This window comes from Bifidobacterium miconis (genome assembly GCF_019331735.1).
Taxonomy (GTDB): Bacteria; Actinomycetota; Actinomycetes; order Actinomycetales; family Bifidobacteriaceae; genus Bifidobacterium; species Bifidobacterium miconis.
In genome coordinates this window covers 64,876-90,065 of sequence record NZ_JAHBBH010000002.1, presented here as the reverse complement: position 1 = coordinate 90,065, position 25,190 = coordinate 64,876, and the positions used below count along the sequence as shown (strand labels likewise).

21 protein-coding genes are annotated in these 25,190 nt (G+C 67.2%); 15 read left to right on the top strand and 6 right to left on the bottom strand.

Annotated elements, in window-relative coordinates; all coding sequences use genetic code 11:
• Positions 1 to 215 precede the first annotated feature (215 nt).
• The 5 genes from KIH79_RS01195 to KIH79_RS01175 all read left to right on the top strand — a co-directional run bounded on the left by KIH79_RS01195 (position 216) and on the right by KIH79_RS01175 (position 6,546).
• Positions 216 to 1,520 carry a class I SAM-dependent methyltransferase gene (locus tag KIH79_RS01195; RefSeq protein ID WP_219057708.1) on the top strand — a complete coding sequence of 435 codons (1,305 nt, stop codon included), beginning with the start codon at positions 216 to 218 and terminating at the stop codon, positions 1,518 to 1,520.
• Between the two features lie 115 nt (positions 1,521 to 1,635).
• Positions 1,636 to 3,903, top strand: coding sequence for a primosomal protein N' (locus KIH79_RS01190; RefSeq protein WP_219057707.1), 2,268 nt, complete (start codon positions 1,636 to 1,638; stop codon positions 3,901 to 3,903).
• A 158-nt stretch (positions 3,904 to 4,061) separates the two neighbouring features.
• Positions 4,062 to 4,766 (top strand): HAD family hydrolase, encoded by a 705-nt coding sequence (locus KIH79_RS01185; RefSeq protein WP_219057706.1) that lies wholly within the window; start codon positions 4,062 to 4,064, stop codon positions 4,764 to 4,766.
• Between the two features lie 320 nt (positions 4,767 to 5,086).
• On the top strand, positions 5,087 to 6,058 hold the full coding sequence (gene fmt / locus KIH79_RS01180; RefSeq protein WP_219057705.1) for a methionyl-tRNA formyltransferase: 972 nt from the start codon (positions 5,087 to 5,089) through the stop codon (positions 6,056 to 6,058).
• A gap of 143 nt (positions 6,059 to 6,201) precedes the next feature.
• Positions 6,202 to 6,546, top strand: coding sequence for a DUF6176 family protein (locus KIH79_RS01175; protein ID WP_219057704.1), 345 nt, complete (start codon positions 6,202 to 6,204; stop codon positions 6,544 to 6,546).
• Between the two features lie 439 nt (positions 6,547 to 6,985).
• Here the strand turns inward: KIH79_RS01175 and serB are convergent, their stop codons facing one another.
• The gene (gene serB, locus KIH79_RS01170) at positions 6,986 to 7,597 is read right to left on the bottom strand and encodes a phosphoserine phosphatase SerB (RefSeq protein ID WP_236023517.1); all 612 of its coding nucleotides are present in this window, start codon (positions 7,595 to 7,597) and stop codon (positions 6,986 to 6,988) included.
• A gap of 161 nt (positions 7,598 to 7,758) precedes the next feature.
• Here serB and KIH79_RS01165 point away from each other — a divergent pair, with 161 nt between their 5' ends.
• The 6 genes from KIH79_RS01165 (at position 7,759) to pafA (ending at position 14,652) form a co-directional block, all read left to right on the top strand.
• Positions 7,759 to 8,460, top strand: coding sequence for a DedA family protein (locus KIH79_RS01165; RefSeq protein WP_420829334.1), 702 nt, complete (start codon positions 7,759 to 7,761; stop codon positions 8,458 to 8,460).
• Positions 8,461 to 8,462: 2 nt separating this feature from the next.
• Positions 8,463 to 10,025 (top strand): proteasome ATPase, encoded by a 1,563-nt coding sequence (gene arc / locus KIH79_RS01160; RefSeq protein ID WP_219057701.1) that lies wholly within the window; start codon positions 8,463 to 8,465, stop codon positions 10,023 to 10,025.
• Positions 10,026 to 10,213: 188 nt separating this feature from the next.
• Positions 10,214 to 11,866, top strand: a complete 1,653-nt coding sequence (gene dop, locus KIH79_RS01155) for a depupylase/deamidase Dop (protein WP_219057700.1) — start codon at positions 10,214 to 10,216, stop codon at positions 11,864 to 11,866.
• 152 nt (positions 11,867 to 12,018) lie between these two features.
• The gene (locus tag KIH79_RS01150; protein WP_219057699.1) at positions 12,019 to 12,846 is read left to right on the top strand and encodes an inositol monophosphatase family protein; all 828 of its coding nucleotides are present in this window, start codon (positions 12,019 to 12,021) and stop codon (positions 12,844 to 12,846) included.
• A gap of 133 nt (positions 12,847 to 12,979) precedes the next feature.
• On the top strand, positions 12,980 to 13,189 hold the full coding sequence (locus KIH79_RS01145; protein WP_219057698.1) for a ubiquitin-like protein Pup: 210 nt from the start codon (positions 12,980 to 12,982) through the stop codon (positions 13,187 to 13,189).
• Complete coding sequence (gene pafA, locus KIH79_RS01140; protein WP_219057697.1) at positions 13,189 to 14,652, top strand: Pup--protein ligase; 1,464 nt, start codon at positions 13,189 to 13,191, stop codon at positions 14,650 to 14,652. The genes KIH79_RS01145 and pafA overlap by 1 nt, the downstream gene beginning before the upstream one ends.
• A 116-nt stretch (positions 14,653 to 14,768) precedes the next feature.
• Here pafA and KIH79_RS01135 read toward each other — a convergent pair whose 3' ends face one another.
• From KIH79_RS01135 to purB, 3 genes are all read right to left on the bottom strand, one after another.
• Positions 14,769 to 15,050, bottom strand: a complete 282-nt coding sequence (locus KIH79_RS01135) for an HU family DNA-binding protein (protein WP_033492994.1) — start codon at positions 15,048 to 15,050, stop codon at positions 14,769 to 14,771.
• A 223-nt stretch (positions 15,051 to 15,273) separates the two neighbouring features.
• Complete coding sequence (locus tag KIH79_RS01130; RefSeq protein WP_219057696.1) at positions 15,274 to 17,793, bottom strand: lysylphosphatidylglycerol synthase transmembrane domain-containing protein; 2,520 nt, start codon at positions 17,791 to 17,793, stop codon at positions 15,274 to 15,276.
• Positions 17,794 to 17,900: 107 nt separating this feature from the next.
• Positions 17,901 to 19,337, bottom strand: a complete 1,437-nt coding sequence (gene purB / locus KIH79_RS01125) for an adenylosuccinate lyase (RefSeq protein WP_219057695.1) — start codon at positions 19,335 to 19,337, stop codon at positions 17,901 to 17,903.
• Positions 19,338 to 19,412: 75 nt separating this feature from the next.
• Here purB and KIH79_RS01120 point away from each other — a divergent pair, with 75 nt between their 5' ends.
• The 4 genes from KIH79_RS01120 to KIH79_RS01105 all read left to right on the top strand — a co-directional run bounded on the left by KIH79_RS01120 (position 19,413) and on the right by KIH79_RS01105 (position 23,046).
• A complete protein-coding gene (locus tag KIH79_RS01120) occupies positions 19,413 to 20,264 on the top strand; it encodes a response regulator transcription factor (RefSeq protein WP_219057694.1) in 852 nt (283 codons plus the stop codon).
• A 72-nt stretch (positions 20,265 to 20,336) separates the two neighbouring features.
• Positions 20,337 to 21,263, top strand: a complete 927-nt coding sequence (locus KIH79_RS01115; RefSeq protein ID WP_219057693.1) for an ATP-binding cassette domain-containing protein — start codon at positions 20,337 to 20,339, stop codon at positions 21,261 to 21,263.
• Positions 21,260 to 22,135, top strand: coding sequence for an ABC transporter permease (locus KIH79_RS01110; RefSeq protein WP_219057692.1), 876 nt, complete (start codon positions 21,260 to 21,262; stop codon positions 22,133 to 22,135). Before KIH79_RS01115 ends, KIH79_RS01110 begins: the two co-directional genes overlap by 4 nt.
• Positions 22,136 to 22,155: 20 nt before the next feature.
• Positions 22,156 to 23,046 carry a sensor histidine kinase gene (locus KIH79_RS01105; protein ID WP_219057691.1) on the top strand — a complete coding sequence of 297 codons (891 nt, stop codon included), beginning with the start codon at positions 22,156 to 22,158 and terminating at the stop codon, positions 23,044 to 23,046.
• A 36-nt stretch (positions 23,047 to 23,082) separates the two neighbouring features.
• Here KIH79_RS01105 and KIH79_RS01100 read toward each other — a convergent pair whose 3' ends face one another.
• A complete protein-coding gene (locus tag KIH79_RS01100) occupies positions 23,083 to 24,678 on the bottom strand; it encodes an esterase/lipase family protein (protein WP_219057690.1) in 1,596 nt (531 codons plus the stop codon).
• Positions 24,678 to 24,977, bottom strand: coding sequence for a hypothetical protein (locus KIH79_RS01095; RefSeq protein ID WP_219057689.1), 300 nt, complete (start codon positions 24,975 to 24,977; stop codon positions 24,678 to 24,680). Before KIH79_RS01095 ends, KIH79_RS01100 begins: the two co-directional genes overlap by 1 nt.
• Positions 24,978 to 25,190: the final 213 nt, after the last annotated feature.

Genomic DNA, 25,190 nt, shown 5'->3' with positions numbered 1-25,190 from the left:
ACGAGCCGGGCCGGTCCCGCTGGGACACAACCAAACCGACGCGCGAACGCCGGCATATAACCCAATGACAGACTATGGCGCCTGCCGTGAAGATGTTTCGCGGTGGGCGCCTTGTGCAAGCTGTGCAAGTTTTATGCGCAAGCCGCCGCATGATTCCCGCGAATCGGACTCGGCGCGGCGACGCATATCACACATCATCAAGAAAGAGGCGAACCATGAGCTATGGCAAGACGATGACCGTCGCCGAAATGGTCGGCGAATTCATCGAACCCAATCCGCTGCTGCGCGTCGAGGCGTTCGACGGCTCGGCGTTCGGCCCGCAGACGGCCGACCTGACCGTGCGGGTCAAGACCCCGAACGCCGTCTACCAGCTGCTGGAGCATCCGAACGAGATCGGCGCCGTGCGCGCCTACGTGCTCGGCGACTTCGACATCGACGGCATCGACTACGCCGACCCGTACCCCCAACTGCGCCAATTGCTGTCGCTGGCGCCGTACGTCAGGCCGCTGTCGCCGCTCTCGGTCGCCAAGGTCGCCGGCTCGATCCTGAGCCACGGCATCCGCAAGGCGCCCGTGCCGGCCACCGAAGGCCCGTCCAAGTTCGCACGCATCAAGTCCGGCCTGCTGCCGCACACCGAAAAGGCCGACAGCGAAACCGTGAGCTTCCACTACGATCTGTCCAACGACTTCTACCGCAACTTCCTCGGGTCCACCATGACCTACACGTGCGCCGTGTTCCCGAGCGAAGAGACGAGCCTGGAGGACGCGCAGCTCAACAAGATCCGTCTCGTGCTCGACAAGCTGGGCCTCAAGCCCGGCGACCGCCTGCTCGACATCGGCTGCGGCTGGGGCACGCTGGTCATCGAGGCCGCCAAACGCGGCATCAAGGCGCTCGGCGTGTCGCTGTCGAAGGAGCAGATCGAATACGGGCAGGAGTGGATCAGGCACGAAGGGCTCGAGGATCTCGCCGAACTGCGTGTCATGGACTACCGCGACGTGCCCGAGCGCGACTTCGACGGCATCTGCTCGATCGGCATGATGGAGCATGTGGGCGTCAAGAACTACCAGAGCTACTTCACGGAGATGTTCAAGCTCCTCAAGCCCTGCGGACGCCTGCTCAACCACCAGATCACCATCAGTCACGACAAGCCGAACGGCAAGCCCGGCACCGACGAGTTCCTCGACCGCTACATCTTCCCCGACGGCGACCTCGGCGCGCCCGGATTCATCGAAAGCTGCATTCACGACGCCGGCTTCAACGTGGTGCATCAGGAGAACCTGCGCCAGCACTACGCGCTTACCCTGCACCATTGGAACCGCAACCTGTCCGCGCATTGGGACGAGGCCGTCCAGGAGGTCGGATTCGAGCGCGCGAAGGTATGGGGCCTGTACATGGCCGCCTGCGCGCTCAACTTCGAGATCGACGGCATTCAGGTGCACCAGTTCCTCGCCGTCAAGCCCGACCGCGTCGGACACCCGGACGGCAAGTGGTATCCGCTGCGCCCGTGGTGGAAGGCGTGAGCCGGGCGCGTCGGGGTGCGGTTCGGTGATCGCCGCCGGACCTGCATTGCAGGCCTGCGACGGCCGGCGCACGCCGTCTTCGGCTCGCGCCGGCCATGTGGTACAACAGTGACCTATGACCACGCCGCACGCCGAACAGCTGGCGCTTGACGGGCTCGCCCCGCGCAAGCGCCGCCGTCGCGCGCCGGCCGAACGCGAACCGGCCTCCGACAAGCCGATCGCGCAGGTCGTGCTCGACGTGCAGGCCACGCATCTGGGCCGCACGTTCGACTATCTCATCGACGAGAAGCAGTCAGAACAGGCGCAGCCCGGCGCGATGGTGCGCGTGCGCTTCGGCGGTCAGCGCGTCAGCGGCATCATCTGGAACCGCACGGATTCCAGCGACACGCCGGAATCGTCCCTGCGCTATATCGAACGCGTGCTCACCCTCGAACCGCTCGTCTCCGCCGCCATGCGGCGTGACGTCGAGCTCATCGCCGACGCGTACGGCGGCACCCGGGCCAACATCCTGCGCTTCGCCGTGCCCGCACGCGTCGCCCGCGTCGACCAGGAGCAGCGTCTCGCCGAATCCGGCGCATGGCAGGGCCGGCGGCGGTTCGCGGACGCGCAGTCGCGGGCCTGCGACGCCGGATTCGACCGGTTCGCGCAGTCATACGATCATGCGCGGCAGTTGCGCGACGCGCTCGAAGGCTCGGCGTTCGCCTCGTTCGTCGTCGACGCGCTGCCCGGCGCCGCACGATGGGCGCACGATCTGGCGTGGATGATCCTGACCGCGCTGCTCGCCGGCAAGCCGGCCGTCGTCGTGCTGCCGACGAACCGCGAAGTGAACGACCTCGCCGCCGTATTGACGGGCGCGTGCGGACTGCGACCGTTTGCACCGAACCAGTCCGCCAACGGCGGCTACAGCGGCGATTTCGCGATCCTCGAAGGCAGCGCCATGCCGCCTGCCGAACGGTACCGCGCCTACCGGGCCGTCGCCACCGGCCAGGTGCGCTGCGCGATCGGCGCGCGCTCAGCCATGTACGCGCCGGTTGGAGGCCCCGCCCTGTTCGCCATCGTCGACGATCTTGCATATCAGAACATGGACGGCTTCATGCCGTATCCGAACGCGCGCGGCGTGCTGCGGTTGCGCGCCAAGGCGCACGGCGGCGTGTTCGTCAGTCTTGCCAACGTGCGCAGTCCCATCAGCCAATGGGAGACGAACGGCGACGGCGACCCGTCGGCCGTGCGTGAAACCCCCACCACCGGCTTCAGCACGGCCGTGAGGCCATTGCCCGCCGTCGTCAAGGAGCGCAGCCCGTGGATCCGCTGGCTCAACCGCGACGAACTCGCCCGGCTCGCCGACCCGAGCATCGGCGCGCGCGTGCCGCACACCGCCGTGCGCATCCTCACCAAGGCGCTCGAACGCGGGCCCGTCCTGCTGTCCATTCCCGCCGACGGCATCACCGAAGCGTTGAGCTGCGCGCGCTGCCACCGTCAGGCGCGCTGCCCGCGCTGCACCGGCCCGCTCGAGCACGATCCGCGTACGAACGGCGTGCGCTGCCGCTGGTGCGGCGCGGCCGTCGTGAACTGGACATGCCCCGGCTGCGGCGGCGATCGGCTGCGCGTCGTGCGCGTCGGCGCCGCCGGCACCGCGCAGGAACTCGCCGGACTGTTCCGCGGCGTGCCGATCGTCGTCTCGTCGCGCAGCCAGCCGCGCGGACTCGTCGAAGCGATTCCCTGCCTTCCGCAGATCGTCATCGCCACCCCCGGCTGCGAGCCGCGCGTGCTGCCGGCTGACGGCAATGACGGCGTCGCGGGCCGCGAATACCGGGCCGTGGCGATCCTCGACGCGTGGACCAGCCTGTATGCGCCCGGCGTGGACGCGAGGCCGGACGCACTGGCCAACTGGATGCGGTCGATGGCATTGTGCGCGCCACGCTCACGCGGCGGACAGGGACTGCTCATCGGAGAAACCGATCCGGTGATCGCCCAGTCGCTCATGCTCTGGGATTCGCGGCTGCTGGCCGCCAAGGAGATCGAGGAGCGCGCGCAGACAGGTCTGCCGCCCGTGCTCGCGGCCGCCTGCGTGTGGGGGCGGCGCGACGCGGTGATGCAGGCCATACAGCGGCTCGGCGCGCTGCCCGGCGGCGAGTGGGGCACGGTGAGCGTCGGCGGCGAGGACATGCCGGCCATGCTCGGGCCCGTGCCGATCCCGCAGCCGTCCACCGTGAACGCGCGCGAATTCGCCGACACGGCGGACCGTGTCAAGGCCGTGGTGCGCGTCGCCCAGTCGCGCAGGGCCGAACTGGCGATCCGGCTGCGCATGATCGTCGCCCGGCACGTCGCCGCGCGCGAGCCGGGGGAGCTGCGGTTCCGGCTCGACCCGAAGGACCTGATCTGACGGATCCGATCCGGCCGACGTCCATGATTCGCCGTGCCGTCGCGTCGCGTTCATCCGCCGCGGTTGAAACATGCGCGTCCGGTCGGCGCGGCGTGGGACGATAGCCGTGGAACATATTGACGTTCATACCGACGTTCATGGTTGGAATGGAGGACCATATGAAGGGTTGGCCGGGAGAGCCGGACATGGAACACGACGTGCTCATGGCGGACGGCAACGCCGCCGGCGCCGCGGGCAAGCCGATCACCGACGTGATCTTCGACTTCGGCAACGTGCTCATCTACTGGGATCCGGCCGCCGCGCTCATCGCGCGCTACAGCCAGGAGACCATCGACCAGTTCCTCGACAACGACGTGTCCGGCTTCTACGACGGCAACGACCTCATGGACGCCGGCGCCACGCCCGCCGAGGGTGTCGCGTGGATGCGCGAGACCCACGGCGACAAGTGGGCCGACATCCTGCAGTACTACGTCGACAACTTCGAGGATTCGCTCACCGGCATCGTGCCCGGCATGCGCGTGCTCGTCAACGACCTCAAGGCCACCGGCATCGGCGTGTGGGGCCTGTCGAACTGGGAAAAGGAACTGTTCCACTGCGCGGAGGAGAACTGCAAGATCCTCCAGCAGCTCGACGGCAAGCTCGTTTCCGGCTTCGTCAAGCTGCGCAAGCCGCACAAGGAGATCTACGAGGCGGCGCTCAAGGACTTCGGCATCAAGGCCGAAACCAGCATCTTCATCGACGACAAGGCCATGAACATCGTCGGCGCGAACGAGGCCGGCATCCGCGGCATCCGCTTCTCCGACTCGCGCAAGCTGCGCGAAATCCTCATCGCGCAGGGCGTGAACATCCCCTCCGTGCGGTAGCCGGCGGCGGCAGCCGGTACGGTTCGCGGCCTCGCGCGTATGCGCATGCGGTTCCATACGCGGGGGCTGTGTTCGGCGTTCGTTTGCGGTTTCGTTTGCGGGCCATGCGCGGGCCGTACGGGGCGCGGCAGGGAGTAGTATGTCGTCGTTGCACCGCTCGCGGTCGGGCGGATGCGCGAATCGTACTTCGCGGGCGTCCTTCGGGGAGGTCCGCAATGCTTTATGTGACGCTGTGACGCTTGATGCGGCGGGACATTGCCCGTCATCGCGCGGCAATGCGAGACGTCGCATGACAACGTGAGATAGTGAGGAAGGACACCATGCTGAAAATCCTGTTCGCCGGCAGCCCCGACGTGGCCGTGCCGTCGCTGCGCGCGCTGGCCGCCGACACCGAGCACTTCGAGGTCGTGGCCGTGCTCACCCGCCCCGATGCGCCCGTCGGCCGCGGCCGCAAGCTCACCCCGAACCCGGTCAAGCAGGCCGCGCTCGAACTCGACCTGCCGGTCATCGAATCCGACCCGTCCGAGGAATGCTTCGTGCACGAGCTGGCAGCCACCGGCGCGCAGGCCGCCGCCGTGGTCGCCTACGGCAAGATCCTCAGCCAGGAAGTGCTCGACGCGCTGCCGCTTGGCTGGTACAACCTGCACTTCTCCATGCTGCCCCAGTGGCGCGGCGCCGCCCCCGTGCAGCGTTCCATCTGGGCCGGCGACAAGTCCACGGGAGTCACGGTGTTCCGCATCACGCGCGCGATGGACGCCGGCCCGATCGTCTCCCAGTGCGGCACCGACATCGGCCGCCACGAAACCGCCGGCGAACTGCTCGCCCGCCTCGCCGACAGCGGTTCGAGCGTGCTCGTGCGCGCCATGCAGGCCGTCGAGGCCGGGCGCGCCGCGGCCGTCGCCCAGCAGGAGGGCGATTATCCGAAAGCCGACAAGATCACCGTCGAGAACGCGCACATCGTGTTCGACGCGCCCGTCAACGACGTGGACTGCCAGATCCGCGCCTGCACGCCGAACCCGGGCGCATGGTGCGAACTGCACGCCGACGACGAGGACGGTACTGAGCCGACCGTGCTGCACGTGCTGCGCGCGCAGCCGACCGATATGGAGAACCCGAACGCGCCGAAGGACCTCGCCGCGGGCGTGCTGCACGCCGGCAAAAAGAACGTGTGGGTCGGCACCCTGTCCGACCCGCTCGAACTGCTCGAAGTCAAGGCGCAGGGCAAGAAGGCCATGAAGGCCGCCGACTGGGCGCGCGGCGCCCGCCTCGCCGCCACCGCCCACTGCGCGTGACGCCTTTATGACAACACGGTGGCCCCGTTCGTTCTGCAACGACGAACGGGGACCACGATCACTGGAACCCGCCATGCGCCCCTCTGTCAGGGGGCTGGGAGCAGTGTGGTTTCGTGATCGGATATGCTGCGGAAGGAGAGCACATGTATACATCACTTGATCGATTCCATATCAAACCCGGTAAGGAGGAACTGGCCCGCGAATGGTTTCAGTACCTCAACGATCATCTGGAGGAAGGCAATGCGACGATGCCCGCGGAGGGCGCGCACATCGAATCCTGGTTCCTGAACGAGGAACCAGGTGGCCTGTACGGGTATGTGTACGTGATCTATGACGACCGCGAAAAGGCGTTTGAAACGTTCAAGGAAAGTCAAAATCCGCTGGATTTGAAGCACAACGAATACATGCGCGCGTGCATCGACTATGCCGACTACACCGAGATGCGACCTGCAGCGGCGCTTGGCGACTATTCCGTGTTCACGCGCTGACGTGGTCGTTCACGCCATGCGATGTTCGGCGTTTATTGTTACGACGCCGAGCAGATTCTTGCCGGCAATGTCGGCTGTGGGCATAGACGGGACAATACCGGTGTTCCCCGCCGATTCTATCGGCAGAGGGATTTCGATCGTGGGCATAACCTAACCATTTGCGGTCATTGATCGTGGGTATAACCCGACCGTGTACGGGATCGTGGGCATGGGCGGTATACGAACGGGCCCATTTTCGCGCGTTCCTGTACCGCCCATGCCCACGAGCATGTATCGATGTACCGTCTATGCCCACAATGCCCACGACATTGAGCATTGAAAAGACGATCAAGACACCAGCGGAATCATGCCGAGCCGCAGCCGATACAGATATGACGGTGTGAAACCAATCGCCGTGTCATTCGCGGTCCAAGGCAAGGCTTGGATTCACAGACCGGAATCACGGACGTAGGAGATCGAGGACGAGGCGCAGGTCGCGGGTGTCGATCGCGTGTGGTGCGGCGGCGCGCGTTTTCGGTTTGGCGCAGAACGCGACGCCGAGGCCGGCGGCTTGGATCATCGGAATGTCGTTCGCGCCGTCGCCGACGGCCACGGTCTGCGTCATCGGCACGCCGAGTTCGTCGGCCCACGCGCGCAGTGAGCGCAGTTTCACGTCCTTGGTGACGATTTCGCCGAGCACGCGGCCGGTCAGCCGGCCATCCTTCACCTCCAGGCGGTTCGCGATCCAATGGTCGAGCTTCGCGTCCGCGGCGAGCATATCCACCACCTCGTGGAAACCGCCGGACACCACGCCCACCTTCCAGTCGTGCGCGTGCAACGCGTCGATCAGATCAAGCGCGCCGGTCGTGAAATGCAATGCATCGTGCACCTGTGCGAATATCGAATCCGGCAGACCCTCCAGCAGGGCCACACGTGCGCGCAGCGCTTCCGCGAAATCGAGCTCGCCGCGCATCGCGCGCTCCGTCACCGCGGCGATGCGCTCGCCGCAGCCGGCCGCCGCGCCCAGCTCGTCGATGACCTCCTCGTCGATCAGCGTGGAGTCCACGTCCATCACCAGCAGTCCGGGACGGGACAACGTCGGCGCATCCGCGGTGCCGGACTGCGCAACCGCGGCCGGTGCGTCGGAACGGCCGCGACAGTCGCCGTCGCGGGTGTCAAGGTCTTGCAAGGTTTCGCTGCACATGCCACTGATTGTCGAAAAACGTTGGGACAATGACCCCTATGACTTTTTCCGGACTCGTTCTCGCAACCTCCGAAATCCCCGTGTGCACCACCGGCGAAACCGGCCTGATCGGCATGATCACCGACTGGCTCGTCTCCCTCATGGAAACGGTCGGCGGACTCGGCGTGGCGTTCGCCATCGCCCTCGAATCGATCTTCCCGCCCATTCCCAGCGAAGTCATCCTGCCGCTGGCCGGCTTCACCGCCGCGCGCGGCACGCTGAACCTCGTCGAGGCGGTCGTCTGGGCCACCGTCGGCTCGCTGCTCGGCGCGTGGGCGCTCTACGGCGTCTCGCGTTGGGTTGGCCTGCACCGCATTCACCGCGCCGCCGACGTGATTCCGGGCGTGAGCCGCAAGGACGTGAACAAGGCCAACGACTGGTTCACCAGATACGGCACCTGGTCGGTGCTGCTCGGCCGCGTGATCCCCGTCGTCCGCTCGCTCATCTCCATTCCGGCGGGCTTCAACCGCATGAATTTCCTGCAGTTCTCCGGCTGGACGCTGCTCGGCTCGGCCGTGTGGAACACGGTGCTCGTCTCGGCCGGCTACCTGCTCGGCGACCAGTGGTGTTCGATCCTTGGCGCGCTCGGCGTGTTCGAGGACGTGGTCATCGTCGTCTTCATCGTGGTCATCGCCGTGCTCGCCGCGCGCAAGATCCGTAGCATGGTAGCGCAACGCGACCGGAAGGGATGATCATGAGCGAAGAGCGCAGCGCCGAGGAACTGGCGGAACTCAACGACCGCCTGATGGAGAAGAACCATGCGCTCGCACAGGCGCTCACCCGGGCGAGCAAGGAACTCGCCAAGGCGAAGTCGCAGCTGACCCAGCTCGCCCAGCCGCCGCTCACCTTCGCCACCATGGTCAGGGTCGACTCGTCGCGCGTTGACGAGGACGGCGTCCAGCATGCCAGCGCCGAAATCCTCAACGGCACGCGCCGTCTCGTCGTGCCCGTCGCCGCCAACGTGAACGCGGCCCGGCTCACCGCCGGCGCGACCGTCATGCTCAACGAAAACATGGTGCTCGTCGAACAGCGCGGCACCGACACGCTCGGCATGATCCGCACGGTCAAGGAAACGCTCGGCGACGGCCGGCTCGTCGTCGCCGACGCGAGCGGCAACCCGCAGCTCGTCCGCCGCGCCGGCTCGCTCGCATCAGCGTCCGCCGCCGCGATCAACGCGGGCGACCGCGTCACCGTCGACCCGTCCGTGCGATTCGCGCTCGAACTGCTGCCCGAAACCAACGATGCCGACTTGGTGCTCGAGGAAACGCCGGACGTCACGTTCGACGACATCGGCGGCCTCGATGAGCAGATCGGACGCATCCGCGACGCCGTGCAGCTGCCGTTCCTGCACCGCGCGCTGTTCGAACGCTACGACCTGAACCCGCCCAAGGGTGTGCTCCTGTACGGCCCGCCCGGCAACGGCAAGACGCTCATCGCCAAGGCCGTCGCGCACGCGCTCGCGGCCGGATCGGGGGCGGGCGCCGGCGTGTTCCTGTCCGTCAAGGGACCGGAGCTGCTCAACAAGTACGTCGGCGAATCCGAACGGTTGATCCGTCTGATCTTCAAACGCGCGCGCGAGCGCGCCGCCGACGGCCGGCCCGTCATCGTGTTCATCGACGAAATGGACTCGCTGCTGCGCACGCGCGGTTCCGGCGTCTCCTCGGACGTGGAGACGACGATCGTGCCGCAGTTCCTGGCCGAACTGGACGGCGTGGAACGGCTCGACAACGTCATGGTGATCGGCGCGTCCAACCGCATCGACATGATCGACCCGGCAGTGCTGCGGCCCGGACGACTCGACGTGAAGATCCACATCGACCGGCCGGGCGCGGCTCAGGCCGCTTCGATCGTGCGCCACTATCTGACCGACGACCTGCCGATCGAAACCGGCACGGACGCCGACGCGCTCACGCGCGCGCTTGTGGACGACGCGTACGCGCGTGACGAACACCGGCATCTATGTGACGTGATGAACGACCAGGGCGTGTGGTCGGCCGTGTTCCTTGCCGACGTGGCGTCCGGCGCGATGCTCAAGAACATCGTCGACCGGGCCAAGACCAAGGCCGTCAAGGCGTCGATCGTCTCCGGTTCGCCGGTTGCGCTGAACGCCGCGATGATCGGCGCGGCGGTCGGGGACGAGTTCGCGGAGACGCGCGACTCGGTGCTCGACGCCGATCCGGAGCAGTGGAGCCGTATCAACGGCATGGACGCGGGTCGCATCGTGCGCATCCGTCCGGCGGCGGAGACTTCCGAATAGGGCGGAGACTTCCGAATAATCTCGACCGGTCCCGCTCGGCCAAGTCGTCCGGGCGGGCAGGACGAACGGCATGAACCGATCGCACGCCAGCATGCAGTGCGATCGCATGCGACAATCGCGCGGCAACGTCATCGCGCAATATCATCATTACGGCATCACACCAATAACGAGCAGGAAGCAGACACGGCATGAGCGTGAAACGAGTCATGGGCACCGAAACCGAATACGCGGTCTCGCGCGCGGACGGGCAACGGGCCAACCCGGTGCAGCTGTCGTTCGACGTGGTCGGCGCGGCGGCCGACGGCGCACGCGCGCGCATTCGCTGGGACTACCGGCAGGAGGACCCGGTCAACGACGCGCGCGGCACACGCCTCGAACGCGCCGCCGCACGCCCCGACATGCTCACCGACGCGCCCCAGCTCAACATCGTCAACGTGATCGCGCCCAACGGCGGCCGCGTGTACGTCGACCACGCGCACCCCGAATACTCCGCGCCCGAAACCTGCGACCCGTTCGAAGCCGTGCGCTACGACCACGCCGGCGACCTCGTCATGCTCGCCGCCGCGCGCCGCGCGTCCGAGGCGACCGGCGCGCCGATCGTGCTGCACCGCAACAACGTCGACGGCAAGGGCGCCAGCTGGGGCACGCACGAAAACTACATGACCGAGCGCGCCGTGCCGTTCGACGTGATCGCGCGGCTCATGACCGCGCACTTCGTCTCGCGGCAGATCTACGCCGGCTCCGGCCGCGTCGGCATCGGCGAGAAGAGCGAGACGGCCGGCTACCAGCTGTCCCAGCGAGCCGACTACGTCCACATGAAAGTCGGCCTGCAGACCACGTTCGACCGGCCGATCATCAACACGCGCGACGAATCGCACAGCACGTCGCGATTCCGCCGCCTGCACGTCATCGTCGGCGACGCGAACCGCATGGACGTGCCGCAGGCGCTCAAACTCGGCGTCACGTCCATGCTGCTGTGGCTCGCCGAACACGCCGACGAAGCCGGATACGACCTGCCCGAGCTGCTCGACCAGCTCGAACTCGCCGATCCGGTCGCCGCCATGCACGACGTGTCGCACGACCTGACGCTCGCCCAGCCGCTGCCGCTCGCGAACGGCGGGGAAACGACCGCATGGCTGATGCAGGTCGCGCTGCGTTCCGCCGTATACGCCGCGGCCGCGATGATCCACGGCACCGACACGACCGGCGAGCCCGCATGGCCGGACCGTTCGACGCGCTCGATCATGGCGATGTGGGGACAGTCGCTCGCCGACGTGGCCGCCGTGCGCCACGCCGACGACGACGCGCGCCTGACGATGGCCGCCGAGGCCGGGCGTCTCGAATGGCTGTTCAAATGGCAGCTGCTCGAGAAAATGCGCCGCAAAGGTTCGCTGGACTGGTCCGATCCGCGGCTGGCCGCCATCGACCTGAGCTGGGCCGCGCTCGACCCGGCGCATTGCGTGTTCGCCAAGCTCGCCGCGCACACGGAACGGGTCATGACGGACGCCGACGTGCGCGCGGCCGCGGACCACGCGCCGGAGGACACGCGCGCGTGGCTGCGCGCCGCGGTCGTGAACCGGTATCCCGAACAGGTCGTAGCCGCCTCGTGGTCGCACCTGACCGTGCGCCGTCACGCCGACGCGTCCCCGCTCGGCGACGCCGCATTCGACGCGTACGGCAACGCGAGCCGCCCGGCGGAACGCGCCTCCGACCTGCTCACGCTCGACATGTCCGACCCGTTGGGCTTCGGCCGCACGGCATGTGAACGCTTTGTGGACGAATCCGACTCGGCTGCCGGAATCATCACGGCCGTAGACGAAAACATCACATTTCCTCGGTAAAATTCTGCTCAGCACACGACGCCATGACGCGTACCGCGCGACCGGCCGCCGGGTTCCTCGGAACTTCCGGCACTCCGACGCACGAGAACAGACAGACGGACCGCATCATCAGCGCACCGCTGAGAAAACCGAGGAAACCGAGGAACATGACGATGGAACTGAGACAGCTTGCACTCGAAGTGGCGCGCATCGCGCAGGACGCCGGCCGCCACGCGCTGACCGACCAGCTCAACCCGCGCGACCTGAAGGGAATCGACCTGTCGCCCACCAAACAGTCCACGCTCGACGTGGACGACCGTCTCTCCCGGTTCATCGTGAACCGACTGTCCTATGTCGACAACTTCGACGGCCGCTGGGAGGACCGTCCCGAGCAGTGCCAGCCGGGGGAGCGCTACTGGTGCGTCGGCAACATCGACGGCGTCATCAACTACACGCGCAACATGCCCGAATGGGCCATCACCGTCTCCCTGTTCGAATTCAACGAAGAGGGCTCCGCGCAGCCGATCGTCGGCGTCGTGCACGCGCCCGCCCTCGGCGTCACGTATCTGGCCGCGCGCGGGCAGGGCGCGATCCGCATCCGCAAGACGCAGATCGGCGACAAGCGCGAGAAGATCATGCCCTCCACCACCGAGCACCTCAAGGGCTCCGTCGTCAGCTACGGCATGTCCTACGTGCCGGAGGAGTCGAAGCGCGCACTCAACGTGGTGAGCGCGATCGCCGGCCAGCCCGCCGACATCAAACGCGTCGGACCGGCCTCGCTCGACCTGTGCAAGGTCGCCGACGGCACGTACGACGCGTACTTCGAGCCGAACCTGCACCGCTGGGACGTGCCCGCCGTGTCCGCAGGCGCCGTCGTGTGCTGGGAGGCGCAGGCCAAGCTGCGCACGTGGAACGGCGGTCTGGTGCACTGGCGCCGCGAGAACGACATCGTCGCCTCGAACGGCCTGATCATCGACGAACTGCGTCCATACCTGCACTGACGGCGCGACGTGCGCGCGTCGGTGCGGTTAAGATCGTGCAGTGACCGTACGTGCATGCTCCCCGTGATCGTCCGATCGCGGGGAGCATCGTTGTTATCGGGGAGCAGTTATCAGGGAGTATAGGAGGACCGCCATGCCTCAGGAATTCGCACAGGCGCACGCGCAGGAGCACGCCGCCGCGCAGGACGAGCAGAACGCCGCCGTCGCGCAGGCCGCATCCGCGGCCGCGACCGCCGAAACGGCCGGCGACGCGCTCGACTCGGTGCTCGACGACATCGAATCCGTGCTGGAGACCAACGCCGAGGAATACGTGTCGAGCTTCGTGCAGAAGGGCGGCGAGTGATGCCGCAGCTGCGCGACAGCGGCAACAGCGGACCGGGGGCAACCGTCGAACGGTCCCCGGAATTCGAGGGATTCGCGCGTATCTTCGGCGTGGAAACCGAATACGGCGTATCCGTGACCGGCGCGAGCCGGCCCGTGGACGCCGGACAGGTCGCCATGACGATGTTCCGGCCGATCGTTTCCCGTTCCCGTTCCACGAACACGTACCTCGCCAACGGTTCGCGACTGTATCTGGACGTCGGCTCGCATCCCGAATACGCAACGGCCGAGGCGCGCCGCCCGATCGACGCGCTGGCGCAGGATATGGCCGGCGAGCTGGTCATGCGCCGGCTCGCGTCCCAGGCGCAGGACCAACTGCGCGACACCGGATACGGCGAGCATCTGCGCGTGCACGTGTTCAAGAACAACGCCGACTCGGCGGGGCATTCGTTCGGCTGCCACGAAAACTATCTCGTGCGCCGCTATGTCTCCCTCGAGCAGGTCGAGCACGAGCTGCTGCCGTTCCTCATCACGCGCCAGCTCTACACGGGCGCCGGCCGCGTCACCGACGAGGGGTTCGAGATCACGCAGCGCGCCGACTATCTCGACGAGGCCGTCTCCTCGGCGACCACGCGCTCGCGCCCCATGGTGAACACGCGCGACGAACCGCATGCCGATCCGGAGGAGTTCCGCCGGCTGCACGTCATCATCGGCGACTCCAACCGCTCCCAGTGGGCCACGCGCATGAAGCTCGCCGTCACGCATCTGGTGCTGTGCGCGATCGAAGAGTCGGCCCGGCTCGGCAGGCCGTCCGGCTGCGAGGCGTTCGCGCTGGCCGATCCCGGCGAGGCGAACCGAGCCGTCAGCCGCGACCTGACCTGTCGCACGGCGAAGCTTCGGCTGGCCGACGGCCGCGAAATGACGGCGATCGAGATCCAGCGCGGATACCTGAGCATCGTCGAACGGTTCATGGCCGATCACCGCGAGCTGACGGGCGAATCGGACGCCGACGCCGGCGACATGGCGCGCACCGTCGACGCATGGCGACAGGTGCTGGAACTGCTGGAGTCCGGACGGTCCGAGCAGCTTGCGGACCGCGTCGACTGGGCGGCCAAGCTGCGCCTGTTCGAGGCATTGCACGCGCGCCGCGGCGGCATGATCGCCCAGTCCAAGCTCGCGCAGCTCGACATGGATTATCACGACATCGCCTCCGGCACGGTGTACGACGCGTTGCTGCGACGCGGCATGATGATCCGGCTGCTGGATGACGCCGACGCGCAGCGGGCGCTCAGCGCACCGCCGGCTGACACGCGCGCCGCGCTGCGCGGCAGGTTCGTGGCCGCCGCGCTCGACGCCGGCGCCCAGTTCTCCTGCGATTGGACACGGCTGACGCTGACCGGTCCGGAGCACCGCGAGGCGGTGATGCTCGACCCGTTCGACGCCGATCCGTCCGATGACTACGAACGCCTGATGGCCGCGCTGTGACGCGGCGGCGGTTCGCCATGACGGACGTGACGCGGCGGACGCCTGCGGCACGAACAACAAAGCCCCCGACCGTCTGTGGTCGGGGGCTTTCCGTTGTCATGCCGTGAAGGGCAACGTCACTCGGTGACGGCCTTCTTCAGCAGGGAGCCGGCGGAGATGCGCACACCGTAGGTCGCCGGGATCTCGATGGTCTCGCCCGTGCGCGGGTTGCGGCCGGTGCGGGCGGCACGCTTGACGCGCTCGGCGGAGAACAGGCCGGTCAGCTTCAGGCCCTCGCCGGAACGCATGGCGTCAACGAACACTTCCTGGAAAGCGTTGACGGCAGCCTCGGCCTGAGCCTTGGTCAGGTTGGACTTCTGAGCGATCTGCGAGACGAGGTCAGACTTGTTGTATGCCATAAAGCATCCTTCTTGGGTCAGGGGTGGGGTCTACTTAGGTCGGCCTCACCACAGGTTCATACTGAATAATAGCGCACGATAGTGCCAAATACCGCATTTTCCAACGGTTTTCGCATGATTTTATCCCAAAATCGGGGCTGTGTCGGCGCGCGCCGCCGTTCGATCATGTTCGATCGTGTCCGAAACATGTTCATCCCGGACGTGAGCCGGATCCGGGCCGGATTCAGATCAGGTTGCGTCGGTCCAGCCAGCGCATCGCCGCGGCGCCCAGCGGAATGCGCAGCCAGTAGAACACCACGCGGTACAGCAGCGTGGCCGACAGCGCCACGCCCGCGGGCACGCCCACCGCGCCGAACGCGAACGCCAGCGCCGCCTCTACGCCGCCGAGGCCGCCCGGCGTCGGCATGGCCGAACCGACCGCATTGGCCAGCAGGAACATGAACAGCGTTTCGATCGGATTGGTCATATGCCCGAATGCGAGCAGCGCCACCCAGAAGCCGAGTCCGGTGGCCACGTTGAGCACCAGCATGCCGACAATGCTCAGCGTCAGCCGTTTCGGATCGGACAGGACGTCGACCAGCTGCCGCGCATACGTTTTCACCAACGGCAGCAGCTTCTCCGCCGCGAGACGGCGCACCGGCGGGATCATCAGCGCGATGGCGAGCGCCATCAGCGCGACGCCGAGCAGAATGATCAGCGTGTTCGTCGGGATCATGCCGCTGATCGCGTCGCTGCCGGTGAACAGGCCGAGCAGCAGGATGAGCAGCACGGTGCCGGCATAGTAGACGACCAGATTCGCGCCCATGATCGCCGTCGCCGGCGTGGTGCGGTAGCCGCTTTTGCGCAGGAACTGCAGGTTCACGAACGCGGGCCCCACGCCGGCCGGCATGGAGATCATCGCGAAGCTCTGCGCCACCTGCGACATGATGATGCCGGTCACGTCGCGCTTGTCGCGGTCGATGAACGCGCCGAGCTCGAGCGCCGAGCCCAGCCACGCCACGAAGCCGAGCAGCAGGCAGACGACCGCCATTTCCGGATTCGCGTTCTTCACCGCGGCGATGACCTCGTCCGGTTTGAGCTGCGTGAACACCACCGCCATGGCCACCACGAGCAGCGCGATGCCGAGGAACGAGCGCAGGCTGAACCGGGAGAGCTTCACCGGTTCCATCGACTCGGCCGCCTCGTCGGGGGCGAGCGCGCGCAGCCGGGCGCGCAGATCGTCCAGCGTGCGCTTGTCCCACTCGTCGAGCGCGCGCGTGCCGGCCGGGATCGCCGCCTTCTGCACGAACGGCGTGAGCGCGACGAGCGTGTCGTCGCCCCAGACGTGGCTGCCGGCCGCCACCGCCCGGTCTGGGCCGATCAGCGTGCTGAGCAGGGTGAGCAGCTGCACCTGATCGAGCGCCACGTTCGCGGGCGTGCTCGCGTCGTCGCCGTTCTGCCATCCGGCGATGATCGGCGTGCCCGATTCGAGCCGGGCCAGCGTGTCCGGCGTGATGCGCCGGTGCGTGTACCCGCGACGGTTCGCCACGGACAGGAACCGCATGAGCGCGACCGCATCGTCGTCTGACAGCGTGTGCAGATTGCATTCGCTCATCGCGTCCGCGCCCTGGAACACGAGGATCGACGATTCGCCGGTGTCGGCCACGCCGTACACGCGGGGCGTCGGCAGCCCGCTGTTCTTGAGTCCGAGGATCATCGCCATGTGATGCTGCGTCGCCTCGCGCGGCGAACGGTCGCGCCGCATGGACACGCCGGTGAACCGGATCCACTGCCACAGTTGCTTGACATAGCCGGCCGTGCGCACCTGGCTGTCGAGCACGGACACGGCGAAATGCCGCCCGCGGTCGTCGGTCGCGTCGTACAGGCGGGAGCCCTCGACCAGATCGTCGTCCAGCGTCGTCTTCAGCGTGCTGTGCGAGGAGACGCCGCCGTCCAGCCGTCGTTCCAGCGACGTGACGTGCAGGTCGATGCCGGCCAGCGCCTGCACGAGCCCTTCGCCCCACACGCCTTGGTTTTTGGTGCCGACAAGGAACCGCAGCAGCATGCCCACCAGTCGGCCGGCGGCGAACGAGACCAGCACGCCGGCCACGGAGTTCACGGACAGGAGCACCAGCAGCGCGCCCACCGTGTATAGCACGTTCCAGCCCCATTTGACCGTCGAGCGGGTGCGACGTGGCCCCGCGGCCGTCAGCAATGCCGCGGAGCCCGCGTAGAATCCCGGCAGCAGACCGGCTCCGAACCACGCGTTCGCGGAACCGAGCGCGGCGAGCAGCCGTTCGTTGCCGATCGCCGTGACGCCCAGCGAAATGCCCCACGCGGCCGCATACCCGCCGAACATGGCGAGGATCGCGATCACCGACTGCACCCATTCGCGGCTGATCAGCAGCTGGGTGAACACCATGACCACGATCACGACGATCGCCAGCTGCTGCAGCATCGACGTGGGCAGGTCGACCAGCCAGTTCAGCGCCCGGCCGGCCGTGTGCGCGTCCGATTCGACGCCGGTGGTGATGCCGTTGAGATACACGGACGAGAGCATCGCGACGGCGGCGAGCAGCACGGCGAGAATCGCGCGGAACAGGTCGCCGACGTCGTGGATGCGCTTCGGCGGCACGTCGTTGATGTGCGGGTGATTCGGATCGTCGTGCTCGATGTCCGGCGCGATGGGGTGCGTAAAACGCGATTCCGCCGGCGAGACGGTGCGCTCGCCGGCGGAATCGGTCGCATGTTCCTGACTGTTCATCGGAACCCTTTGCGATAGGTGCGTACGGTTGCTGTCGATGACCGTCGTCCGGCCGGCTGCGTGCGAATCGTCGCGTCTGCGGCCGGCCGGCGGTCATGCGATACGGGTCAGCGGTCGAAGTCGACCAGCTTGCTCGCGACGCCCGTGTACGTGGCCGGGGTGAGCGCCTTGAGACGCGCCGCGGTTTCGGGATCGAAGGACTGCTGGTCGATGAACTGCTCGACCTGCTCGCGGTCGATCGTGTGGCCGCGCATGAGCTCCTTGACCTTCTCGTACGGCTTGTCCATGCCGGGCAGGCCGCGCAGCTCGCAGGCGCGCATCGCGGTCTGGATCGGCTCGCCGAGCACCTCCCAGTTCTCGTCCAGTTCGCGCGAGATCACGTGGTCGTTCGGGTGGATGGACTTGAGTCCGCCCATCAGGTTGTACAGGGCCAGCTGCGAATAGCCGAGCGCGGAGCCGATGTTGCGCTGCGTGGTCGAATCGGTCAGATCGCGCTGCCAGCGGGACTCCACGAGCGTGGCCGACAGGGTGTCGAGCAGCGAGCAGGAGATCTCGAAGTTCGCCTCCGCGTTCTCGAAGCGGATCGGATTGACCTTGTGCGGCATGGTGGAGGAGCCGGTGGCGCCCTTGACCGGCACCTGTGCGAACACGCCGCGCGAGATGTACATCCACACGTCCACGCACAGGTTGTGCATGATGCGGTTCGCGTGGGAGACGGTCGAATACAGTTCGGCCTGCCAGTCGTGGGATTCGATCTGCGTGGTCAGCGGGTTCCAGGTCAGCCCCATGCGGTTGGTGACGAACTCGCGCGAGACGGCGATCCAGTCGACGTCCGGGCAGGCGGCCAGATGCGCGCCGAACGTGCCGGTCGCGCCGTTGATCTTGCCCAGGTACTCCTGGTTTTCGATGTGCTTGAGCTGGCGGTTCAGACGGTACACGTAGACGGCGAGCTCCTTGCCGAGCGTGGTCGGCGTGGCCGGCTGGCCGTGGGTGAGGCTCAGCAGCGCCTTGTCGCGGTACTCGTCGGCCTTGGCGGCCAGATGGTCGATGATCTCCTTGAACGCCGGGGTCCAGACGTTTTCCATCGCGTTCTTCACGCAACGGGCGATCGACAGGTTGTTGATGTCCTCGGACGTGCAGGCGAAGTGCACGAGCGTCTTCAACGCGTCGTTGATGTTCGCGAGCTCGGCCGGGGCCTTGTCGATCTGGTCGTCGATGTAGTACTCCACGGCCTTCACGTCGTGGTGGGTGACGGCCTCGTGCGCGGCGTGCTGCTTGATGCCCTCGGCGCCGAAATCCTCGGGGATCGCGCGCAGGAACGCCTTTTCGGCGTCGGTGAACGGCTTGACGCCGTCGACGATCGGCTGGTTGCCGTTGCCGTCGAAGCCGTTCGCCAGAAGGATCATCCATTCGACCTCGACGCGCATGCGCTCGCGGTTGAGGGCCGGCTCGCTCAGGTATTCGACGAGCGGGGCGGTGGCGTTGTGATAGCGGCCGTCGAGCGGGGTCAGTGCGATTGCGGGGGAAATATCAGTGAGCTTCATGGGTTCTAGGGTACTTCCAGCCGTGAACCGGGCGGTGTCGTATGCTGAGTGGTTGTGAACGAAGCGCGAATACTGGTGATTGAGGACGACGCGGACATCAACGAGGTGACCTGCACGCAGCTGGAGCGCGCCGGATTCGCCTGCACGGCCGCATACTCCGGTTCGGAGGCCCGGCTGCTGCTGGACCGCGGAACGTCGGGCCCGGTCGGCGACGGCGCGGATTGCGGGTTCGACTGTATCGTCACCGATCTCATGCTGCCCGGCATGACCGGCGAACGGCTGATCGCCATGCTGCGCGAGCGCGGAGCCGGCGTGCCGATCATCGTGATCTCCGCGCGTGACGCAGTCGCCGACCGCGTCGCCGTGCTGCGTCTCGGCGCCGACGACTATCTCGTCAAACCGTTCGATCTGGGCGAACTCGTCGTGCGCGTCCAAGCCCAGCTGCGCGGCCGCGGCTACGGAAGCGGCGCATGCGCTTCGGCCCCCTCGCCCGGGCAAGCCGACGACCGGAAGCCATCCGAACGCGCGTCGGCGCCGGTCGCCGCGGCCGAACCGGCTTCCCCCGCCATCGTCGCCGGCCGCTGGACGCTGAACCCGGCCGCGCGCGTCTTTGCCATCGACGGCGAACCGGTAAGCCTCACCAACATCGAATTCAATATCGTCGAACTGCTCATGGCCCATCCCAACACGGTGTTCACCAAACAACAGGTCTACGAACTGTGCTGGAACGAGCCGTACATGGTCGACGACAACACCGTCACCGCGCACGTGAGCAAGATCCGCGCCAAGCTAAAGCCCTCCGGCACCGATGCGTACATCAGGACCGTCTGGGGGCTCGGCTTCAAACTCGACGTGTCAGTGTGCGAGGCGGGCGGCGCGTCGCCGATCGTCACACTTTCGCAAGGTTTTCGTGAGACTCTCGCATGAGGTGGGTGGCGATTGCGCAAGATCCGTTCCATACAGTGGGTCTCGACAACGAACCGAGAGAAAGGAACGGCGATGGACGCGATTCGCATACGGTCACTCGCCAAACGGTACGCCGGCAAACGGGCGGTCGACGATCTGGCCATGACCGTGCCGCAGGGCGCGATCTACGGATTCGTCGGCAAGAACGGCACCGGCAAATCCACCGTGATGAAGATGATCGCCGGACTCGCCACGCCGAGCGGCGGCGAGATCACGCTGTTCGGCAATGCGCCCGGCGGCGTGCAACGCGTCGGCGCGCTCATCGAGAACCCCGGCCTCCTGCCGCACATGAGCGCCTTCGACACGATGATGGCGCAGGCGCTCGCGCTCGGCGTGGCCGACCCGAAACCCGTCTGCCGCGACCTGCTCGATCAGGTCGGCCTCGGCGGCACCGGCCGCAAGAAGACCGGCGGTTTTTCGCTCGGTATGAAACAGCGGCTGGGACTCGCGCTCGCCCTCGTCGGCAATCCCGACCTGCTGCTGCTCGACGAGCCGCTCAACGGCCTCGACCCGGACGGCGCGCGCACCATGCGCAACTACCTCGTCCGGCTCAACCAGCGGCGCGGCATCACCATCGTCATCAGCTCGCATGTCCTCGACCAGCTCGAACGCATGTGCACCCACTACGGCGTCATCGCGAACGGCCATATGGTACGCGAAATGACGGCCGAACAAGTCCAATCCGAATGCGGCGACAGCCTCACCGTGCGCACCGCCGACACTGCGACCGCGCTCGCCGTCCTCGAGGAACGATTGCCGGACAATCCGGCCGATCCGGTGCGGTTCGCCGCCGAACCGGACGGCTCGATCACCATCGCCGGCGGCTTCGACGCGGCCGAAGTCTCCCGCATCCTGCACGAGACGAACCAGACCGTCCTCGAACTGGCCGCGAAATCACGGGACATGGAAGACTATTTCGTCGCCCTCATGGACGGCGCCCGCACGGAAGGAAGCCGATGATGATCAACCTGCTGCGCTCCGACCTGTACCGGCTCATCCACGGCCGCAAATTCTGGGTCGTCACAATACTGGTCGTCCTGCTGACCGCCGGTCTGCTCACCACGCTGATGCTGCTCGGCGCCGCCACCGGGGCCGAGCAGACCGACGCCGACGGCGTGTCGGTCACGGCCAATGCCGCCTCCGGACTGGCGGCGTCCGCCCGCATGATGAACTCGCACACCGCGATGCTGTCCAGTTCGGGACTGGGCAACGGCTCGGTGCTGTCCATGATCGTCGCGGTGCTTGCCGTGCTGGCCGTGATGGACGATTGGGACGCCGGATTCGTCAAGAACCTCCTCGCCGGACGCCGTGGCCGCACGGCGTACGTCGCCGGCCGGCTGCTGCTGTCCGCCCTGCTGGCCGCGTGGAATACGGTCGTGACGATCGCCTCGCTGGAGCTGGCGTGCCTTGCGCTCGGCGTCCGGTTCCGGTATGCGGAAAGCATCGGCGTCTATCTGGGATTCTGCGGGCTGAAGATGCTGGGCGTCGTCACGTTCGTGCTCATCGTCGTCACCCTGGCGATGATCGCGCGCAGCAAGGCGTTCGGCGTCGCCGCCGCGGTGCTCGTCGGCGCGGGCATCATGGGATCGCTGCTGAACATCGTCCTGTCGACGATCGCCGTGTACGCGCCGTGGGCGGGGCAACTGGCGCCATGGCTGCCGTCGAACAACACGAAACTGTACTTCGACGGCGCGGGCCTGTTCGCCACGACGGCCGGCGGCATGTCGCTCGGCATGCCGGTCTGGGCGCACGCGCTGATCTGCTTCGCCGGATGGATCGTCCTGTCCGTCGGCGCCACGCTTCTCGTCAACCGCCGTCGCGACGTGTGCTGACAATCGTTGCCATGTGGTTTGTGGGGTTGCTGGTCGGCCTGGTTGCGGGATTCGCGATCGGGGCGGCGATGTACCGGCGCGAGATGCGGCGGATGGCGCGGTTCCTGCGCGACCGCCCGGCGGAGAGCAACGCCCGGCTGGGCGTGGAGGTGCCGGGCGGGGCGAGTCGCGAGTTGGCGCGGGCGATCAACGCGCAGCTGGACGCGATCCAGTCCGAGCGGATCGCCGCGATGGCCAAGACGCAGGAGTTCCAGCGCGACCTGTCGTCGCTCGCGCATGACGTGCGCACGCCGCTGATGGGCGCGCAGGGGCATATCCAGCTGGCGATGGAGGGAACGCAGCCTGCGGACGGCGAGCGCCATCTGACGGCGGCGCTGCAGCGGCTGGACGACATGCGCGGGCTGCTCGACCAGCTGTTCGCCTACGCGCGGGCGAACGATCCCGACCGCACGCTCGATCTGGAACCGGTCGCCGTGCAGCCGCTCGTGGCCGAAGTGCTCGTCGGCCACTATCCCGAATTCGAGGAGCGCGGGTGGGAGCCGACCGTCGCGTTCGACGACGAACGGTTCACGTTGGAGGCCGATCGGACGGCGTTGCGGCGCATCGTCGACAATCTCGTCACGAACGCGCTGCGGCATGGCGCCGGCGCGCCCGCGATCGCGCAGCACGGCGATCGCGTTTCGTTCTCCAACCCGATCAGCCGTAAGGCGGCGGCCGACATCGATCCCGCCAAGCTGTTCGATCGGTTCTATCAGGCCGACGACTCGCGCGGCAAGCGCGGCTCCGGGCTGGGACTCGCCGTCGCGCAGTCCTTGGCCCGGGCCATGCGCCTGCGTCTGACCGCCGAGCTCGACCACGGACGCGATGCGGGCGAGGACCGGCTGGTCATGACCCTCGAGCCGTCGGCATGACGGCAAGGACGGTTGCAGCCAGCCGCGGCCACGCGGTCAGTCGCGTCCGCCGAAGGCGTCCGTGTCGATGCGGTGCGCGGACGACGGGGCGGCTGAGGCGCCGTAGAGGCTCATGCGGCCGCGATAGTAGCGGGTTTCCTCGAGCTCTCCTTCGATGACCTGTTGGAAATGCCGCTCGTGGGTGACCACCGCGGGGGAACCGAGATCGGTGGCGTTCCTGTAGGCCGCCTGATGATATTTGAGCCAGTGCGTGATCTCCTTGGATTCCGGTGCCCCCGTCACTTCGGCTGCGGCGAAGTCCTTGCCCCACGACGACACGCCGTTGCCCGGCGCGCAGGAACCGTCCGCGCCGACGCCCGCCGGGGTGGTCTGCACGGAACGCGTCGCATGGCCCCGTATGGTCAGCCAGTTGCCGGTGCGCGGATTCTCGGCGCCGTCGAGAGCGGCGACCAGTTCGTCGTCCATTTCGATGCTGGTCACCCACGTCTTCGACGGGATCGGATGGTTCGCGACCGGCGAGCCCGCCGTCACCACATGCCGGATGTCGTATTCGTCGGCCAGGTCGGATGCGATCGTCGCCGCGACGATGCCGCCCTGCGAATGCCCGATCAGCGCCACCGGCTCGTCGCCGCCGATGCCGGCCTGCCGCATCGCCTCGGCGACCATGCGCGCGCTGTCCGCCTGCATGCGCTGCCGCGGATCGTCGCTCATGAGCTCGATGTTCTGCATCCAGCCGAACGGCGAGTCCCATTCGCCGTCCGTGCCGGGGATCGTCACCAGCCATGCGGACGATCCGTCTTCGCGGCGGTAGCGTTGCACGGCGATCGTCGCGTAGGACAGTCCGCTGCCCAAATCGATTTTCCCAAGGCGCTCTTCGGCCAAACGCCGCAGGTTCTCCAATGATTCGGCCACCGACGTCGACGAACCGACCACCATGGCGTTCGGCTCGACCTCGACCACGGTCAGGCAATCGCCCTGCATGGTGTCCTTCAACGGTTTGGTGCCCGTCGCCAGCGCGCCCGCGGCGACGTTGACCTCGTTGGTGAGCATCGGCGCCAGTCCCGGATGGATGCCGCCCAGATACGTGGCCGCTCCTGACAGCAGCCCTTCCTGCGCCCATGCGGTCGACGTGAGCCCGTAGATCGGATTGAACCCGCCTTCGGACGCCGATCCGACGGCTATGCCGGAAGCGACCGCCGCCGCGGTACCGAACAGCGAATGCTTCGGCAATGCGGTGGCCGTCATCTGCAATGTCTCCGTGACCAGGCGTCTGGCCCATGATTCACAGTCCTCGTACAGCGAATGCGCGCGGATGAGCAGCGACGACATCTCGTCCAGTTCGCCGCCGATCGCCTCGCATGCGGCGGCATGGTCGGAGCAGCGCTGGATGAGCGTGCCGTAGGGGAGCGAGGAGTGGCTGATGGTCACTCCCTCGTCGGGCACGACCGAGGAGCACCAGGTCAGACTCGCCTGATCCCGGGCCAGTTCCAATGCGGCCGAGCTCCAAGCCGTGGCCGCGGCGCGCCAGTCGGCCGCCACGTCGTCCATCAGGCGGGCCAGCGATGCGTAGTCTTCGCGTTCGGCCGTCGAATACCGGCCGCCGGACACATACGACGTAACCTGCCAGCCCATCATGCACCTGCCCCGGCGATGCGCAGCGTGGCTTCGGCGTCGTCGAGCGCCCGTTGCGCGGCCGACGCGCAATCGGCGAGCCGTTGGCGGAACAGCGACGCCGCATTGCCCTCCCAAGGCATCGTCATGGAACGGGCCTGGGGCGTCGCGGTGTCATCCGCCGCAAGACGCGTCTGGGCGACGCGCGCGTGCACGAGGCTCTGGCTCGCGGCGACGATGCCGTGGCAGGAACACACGTAGTCCGCGCCGAAGGTCGATGGCGCGCCGCCGAATGCGGAAGTCTGGTCAAACATGCTCATGCGCCCATTGAATCGGGCTCGGCCGCGTTCGTCCAGCCGGAACGGGGCATGTGGTCGAATGGTCGGAGTTATCCACACCCCGGCGTGTCGTCCACATTTCATGTGGACAATCCGCCGGGCTTCGCGATCGCCCGTATTGCGATCGCTCACTTCGCCTGCGGGAACCCACTGGGTTCCCGCCGTACGGCTCAGCATGTCGTCCACATTTCATGT

Excerpts from the sequence above, each read along its gene's own strand:
- KIH79_RS01175 (WP_219057704.1), top strand. The coding sequence starts at position 6,202 with ATGTATACATCACTTGATCGATTCCATATCAAACCCGGTAAGGAGGAA.
- KIH79_RS01150 (WP_219057699.1), top strand. The coding sequence starts at position 12,019 with ATGGAACTGAGACAGCTTGCACTCGAAGTGGCGCGCATCGCGCAGGAC.
- KIH79_RS01130 (WP_219057696.1), bottom strand. The coding sequence starts at position 17,793 with ATGAACAGTCAGGAACATGCGACCGATTCCGCCGGCGAGCGCACCGTC.
- KIH79_RS01190 (WP_219057707.1), top strand. The coding sequence starts at position 1,636 with ATGACCACGCCGCACGCCGAACAGCTGGCGCTTGACGGGCTCGCCCCG.
- KIH79_RS01195 (WP_219057708.1), top strand. The coding sequence starts at position 216 with ATGAGCTATGGCAAGACGATGACCGTCGCCGAAATGGTCGGCGAATTC.
- KIH79_RS01145 (WP_219057698.1), top strand. The coding sequence starts at position 12,980 with ATGCCTCAGGAATTCGCACAGGCGCACGCGCAGGAGCACGCCGCCGCG.
- purB (WP_219057695.1), bottom strand. The coding sequence starts at position 19,337 with ATGAAGCTCACTGATATTTCCCCCGCAATCGCACTGACCCCGCTCGAC.
- KIH79_RS01185 (WP_219057706.1), top strand. The coding sequence starts at position 4,062 with ATGAAGGGTTGGCCGGGAGAGCCGGACATGGAACACGACGTGCTCATG.
- KIH79_RS01165 (WP_420829334.1), top strand. The coding sequence starts at position 7,759 with ATGACCCCTATGACTTTTTCCGGACTCGTTCTCGCAACCTCCGAAATC.
- serB (WP_236023517.1), bottom strand. The coding sequence starts at position 7,597 with ATGGACGTGGACTCCACGCTGATCGACGAGGAGGTCATCGACGAGCTG.
- pafA (WP_219057697.1), top strand. The coding sequence starts at position 13,189 with ATGCCGCAGCTGCGCGACAGCGGCAACAGCGGACCGGGGGCAACCGTC.
- fmt (WP_219057705.1), top strand. The coding sequence starts at position 5,087 with ATGCTGAAAATCCTGTTCGCCGGCAGCCCCGACGTGGCCGTGCCGTCG.
- KIH79_RS01100 (WP_219057690.1), bottom strand. The coding sequence starts at position 24,678 with ATGGGCTGGCAGGTTACGTCGTATGTGTCCGGCGGCCGGTATTCGACG.
- arc (WP_219057701.1), top strand. The coding sequence starts at position 8,463 with ATGAGCGAAGAGCGCAGCGCCGAGGAACTGGCGGAACTCAACGACCGC.
- KIH79_RS01095 (WP_219057689.1), bottom strand. The coding sequence starts at position 24,977 with ATGAGCATGTTTGACCAGACTTCCGCATTCGGCGGCGCGCCATCGACC.
- KIH79_RS01115 (WP_219057693.1), top strand. The coding sequence starts at position 20,337 with ATGGACGCGATTCGCATACGGTCACTCGCCAAACGGTACGCCGGCAAA.
- KIH79_RS01135 (WP_033492994.1), bottom strand. The coding sequence starts at position 15,050 with ATGGCATACAACAAGTCTGACCTCGTCTCGCAGATCGCTCAGAAGTCC.
- KIH79_RS01110 (WP_219057692.1), top strand. The coding sequence starts at position 21,260 with ATGATGATCAACCTGCTGCGCTCCGACCTGTACCGGCTCATCCACGGC.
- dop (WP_219057700.1), top strand. The coding sequence starts at position 10,214 with ATGAGCGTGAAACGAGTCATGGGCACCGAAACCGAATACGCGGTCTCG.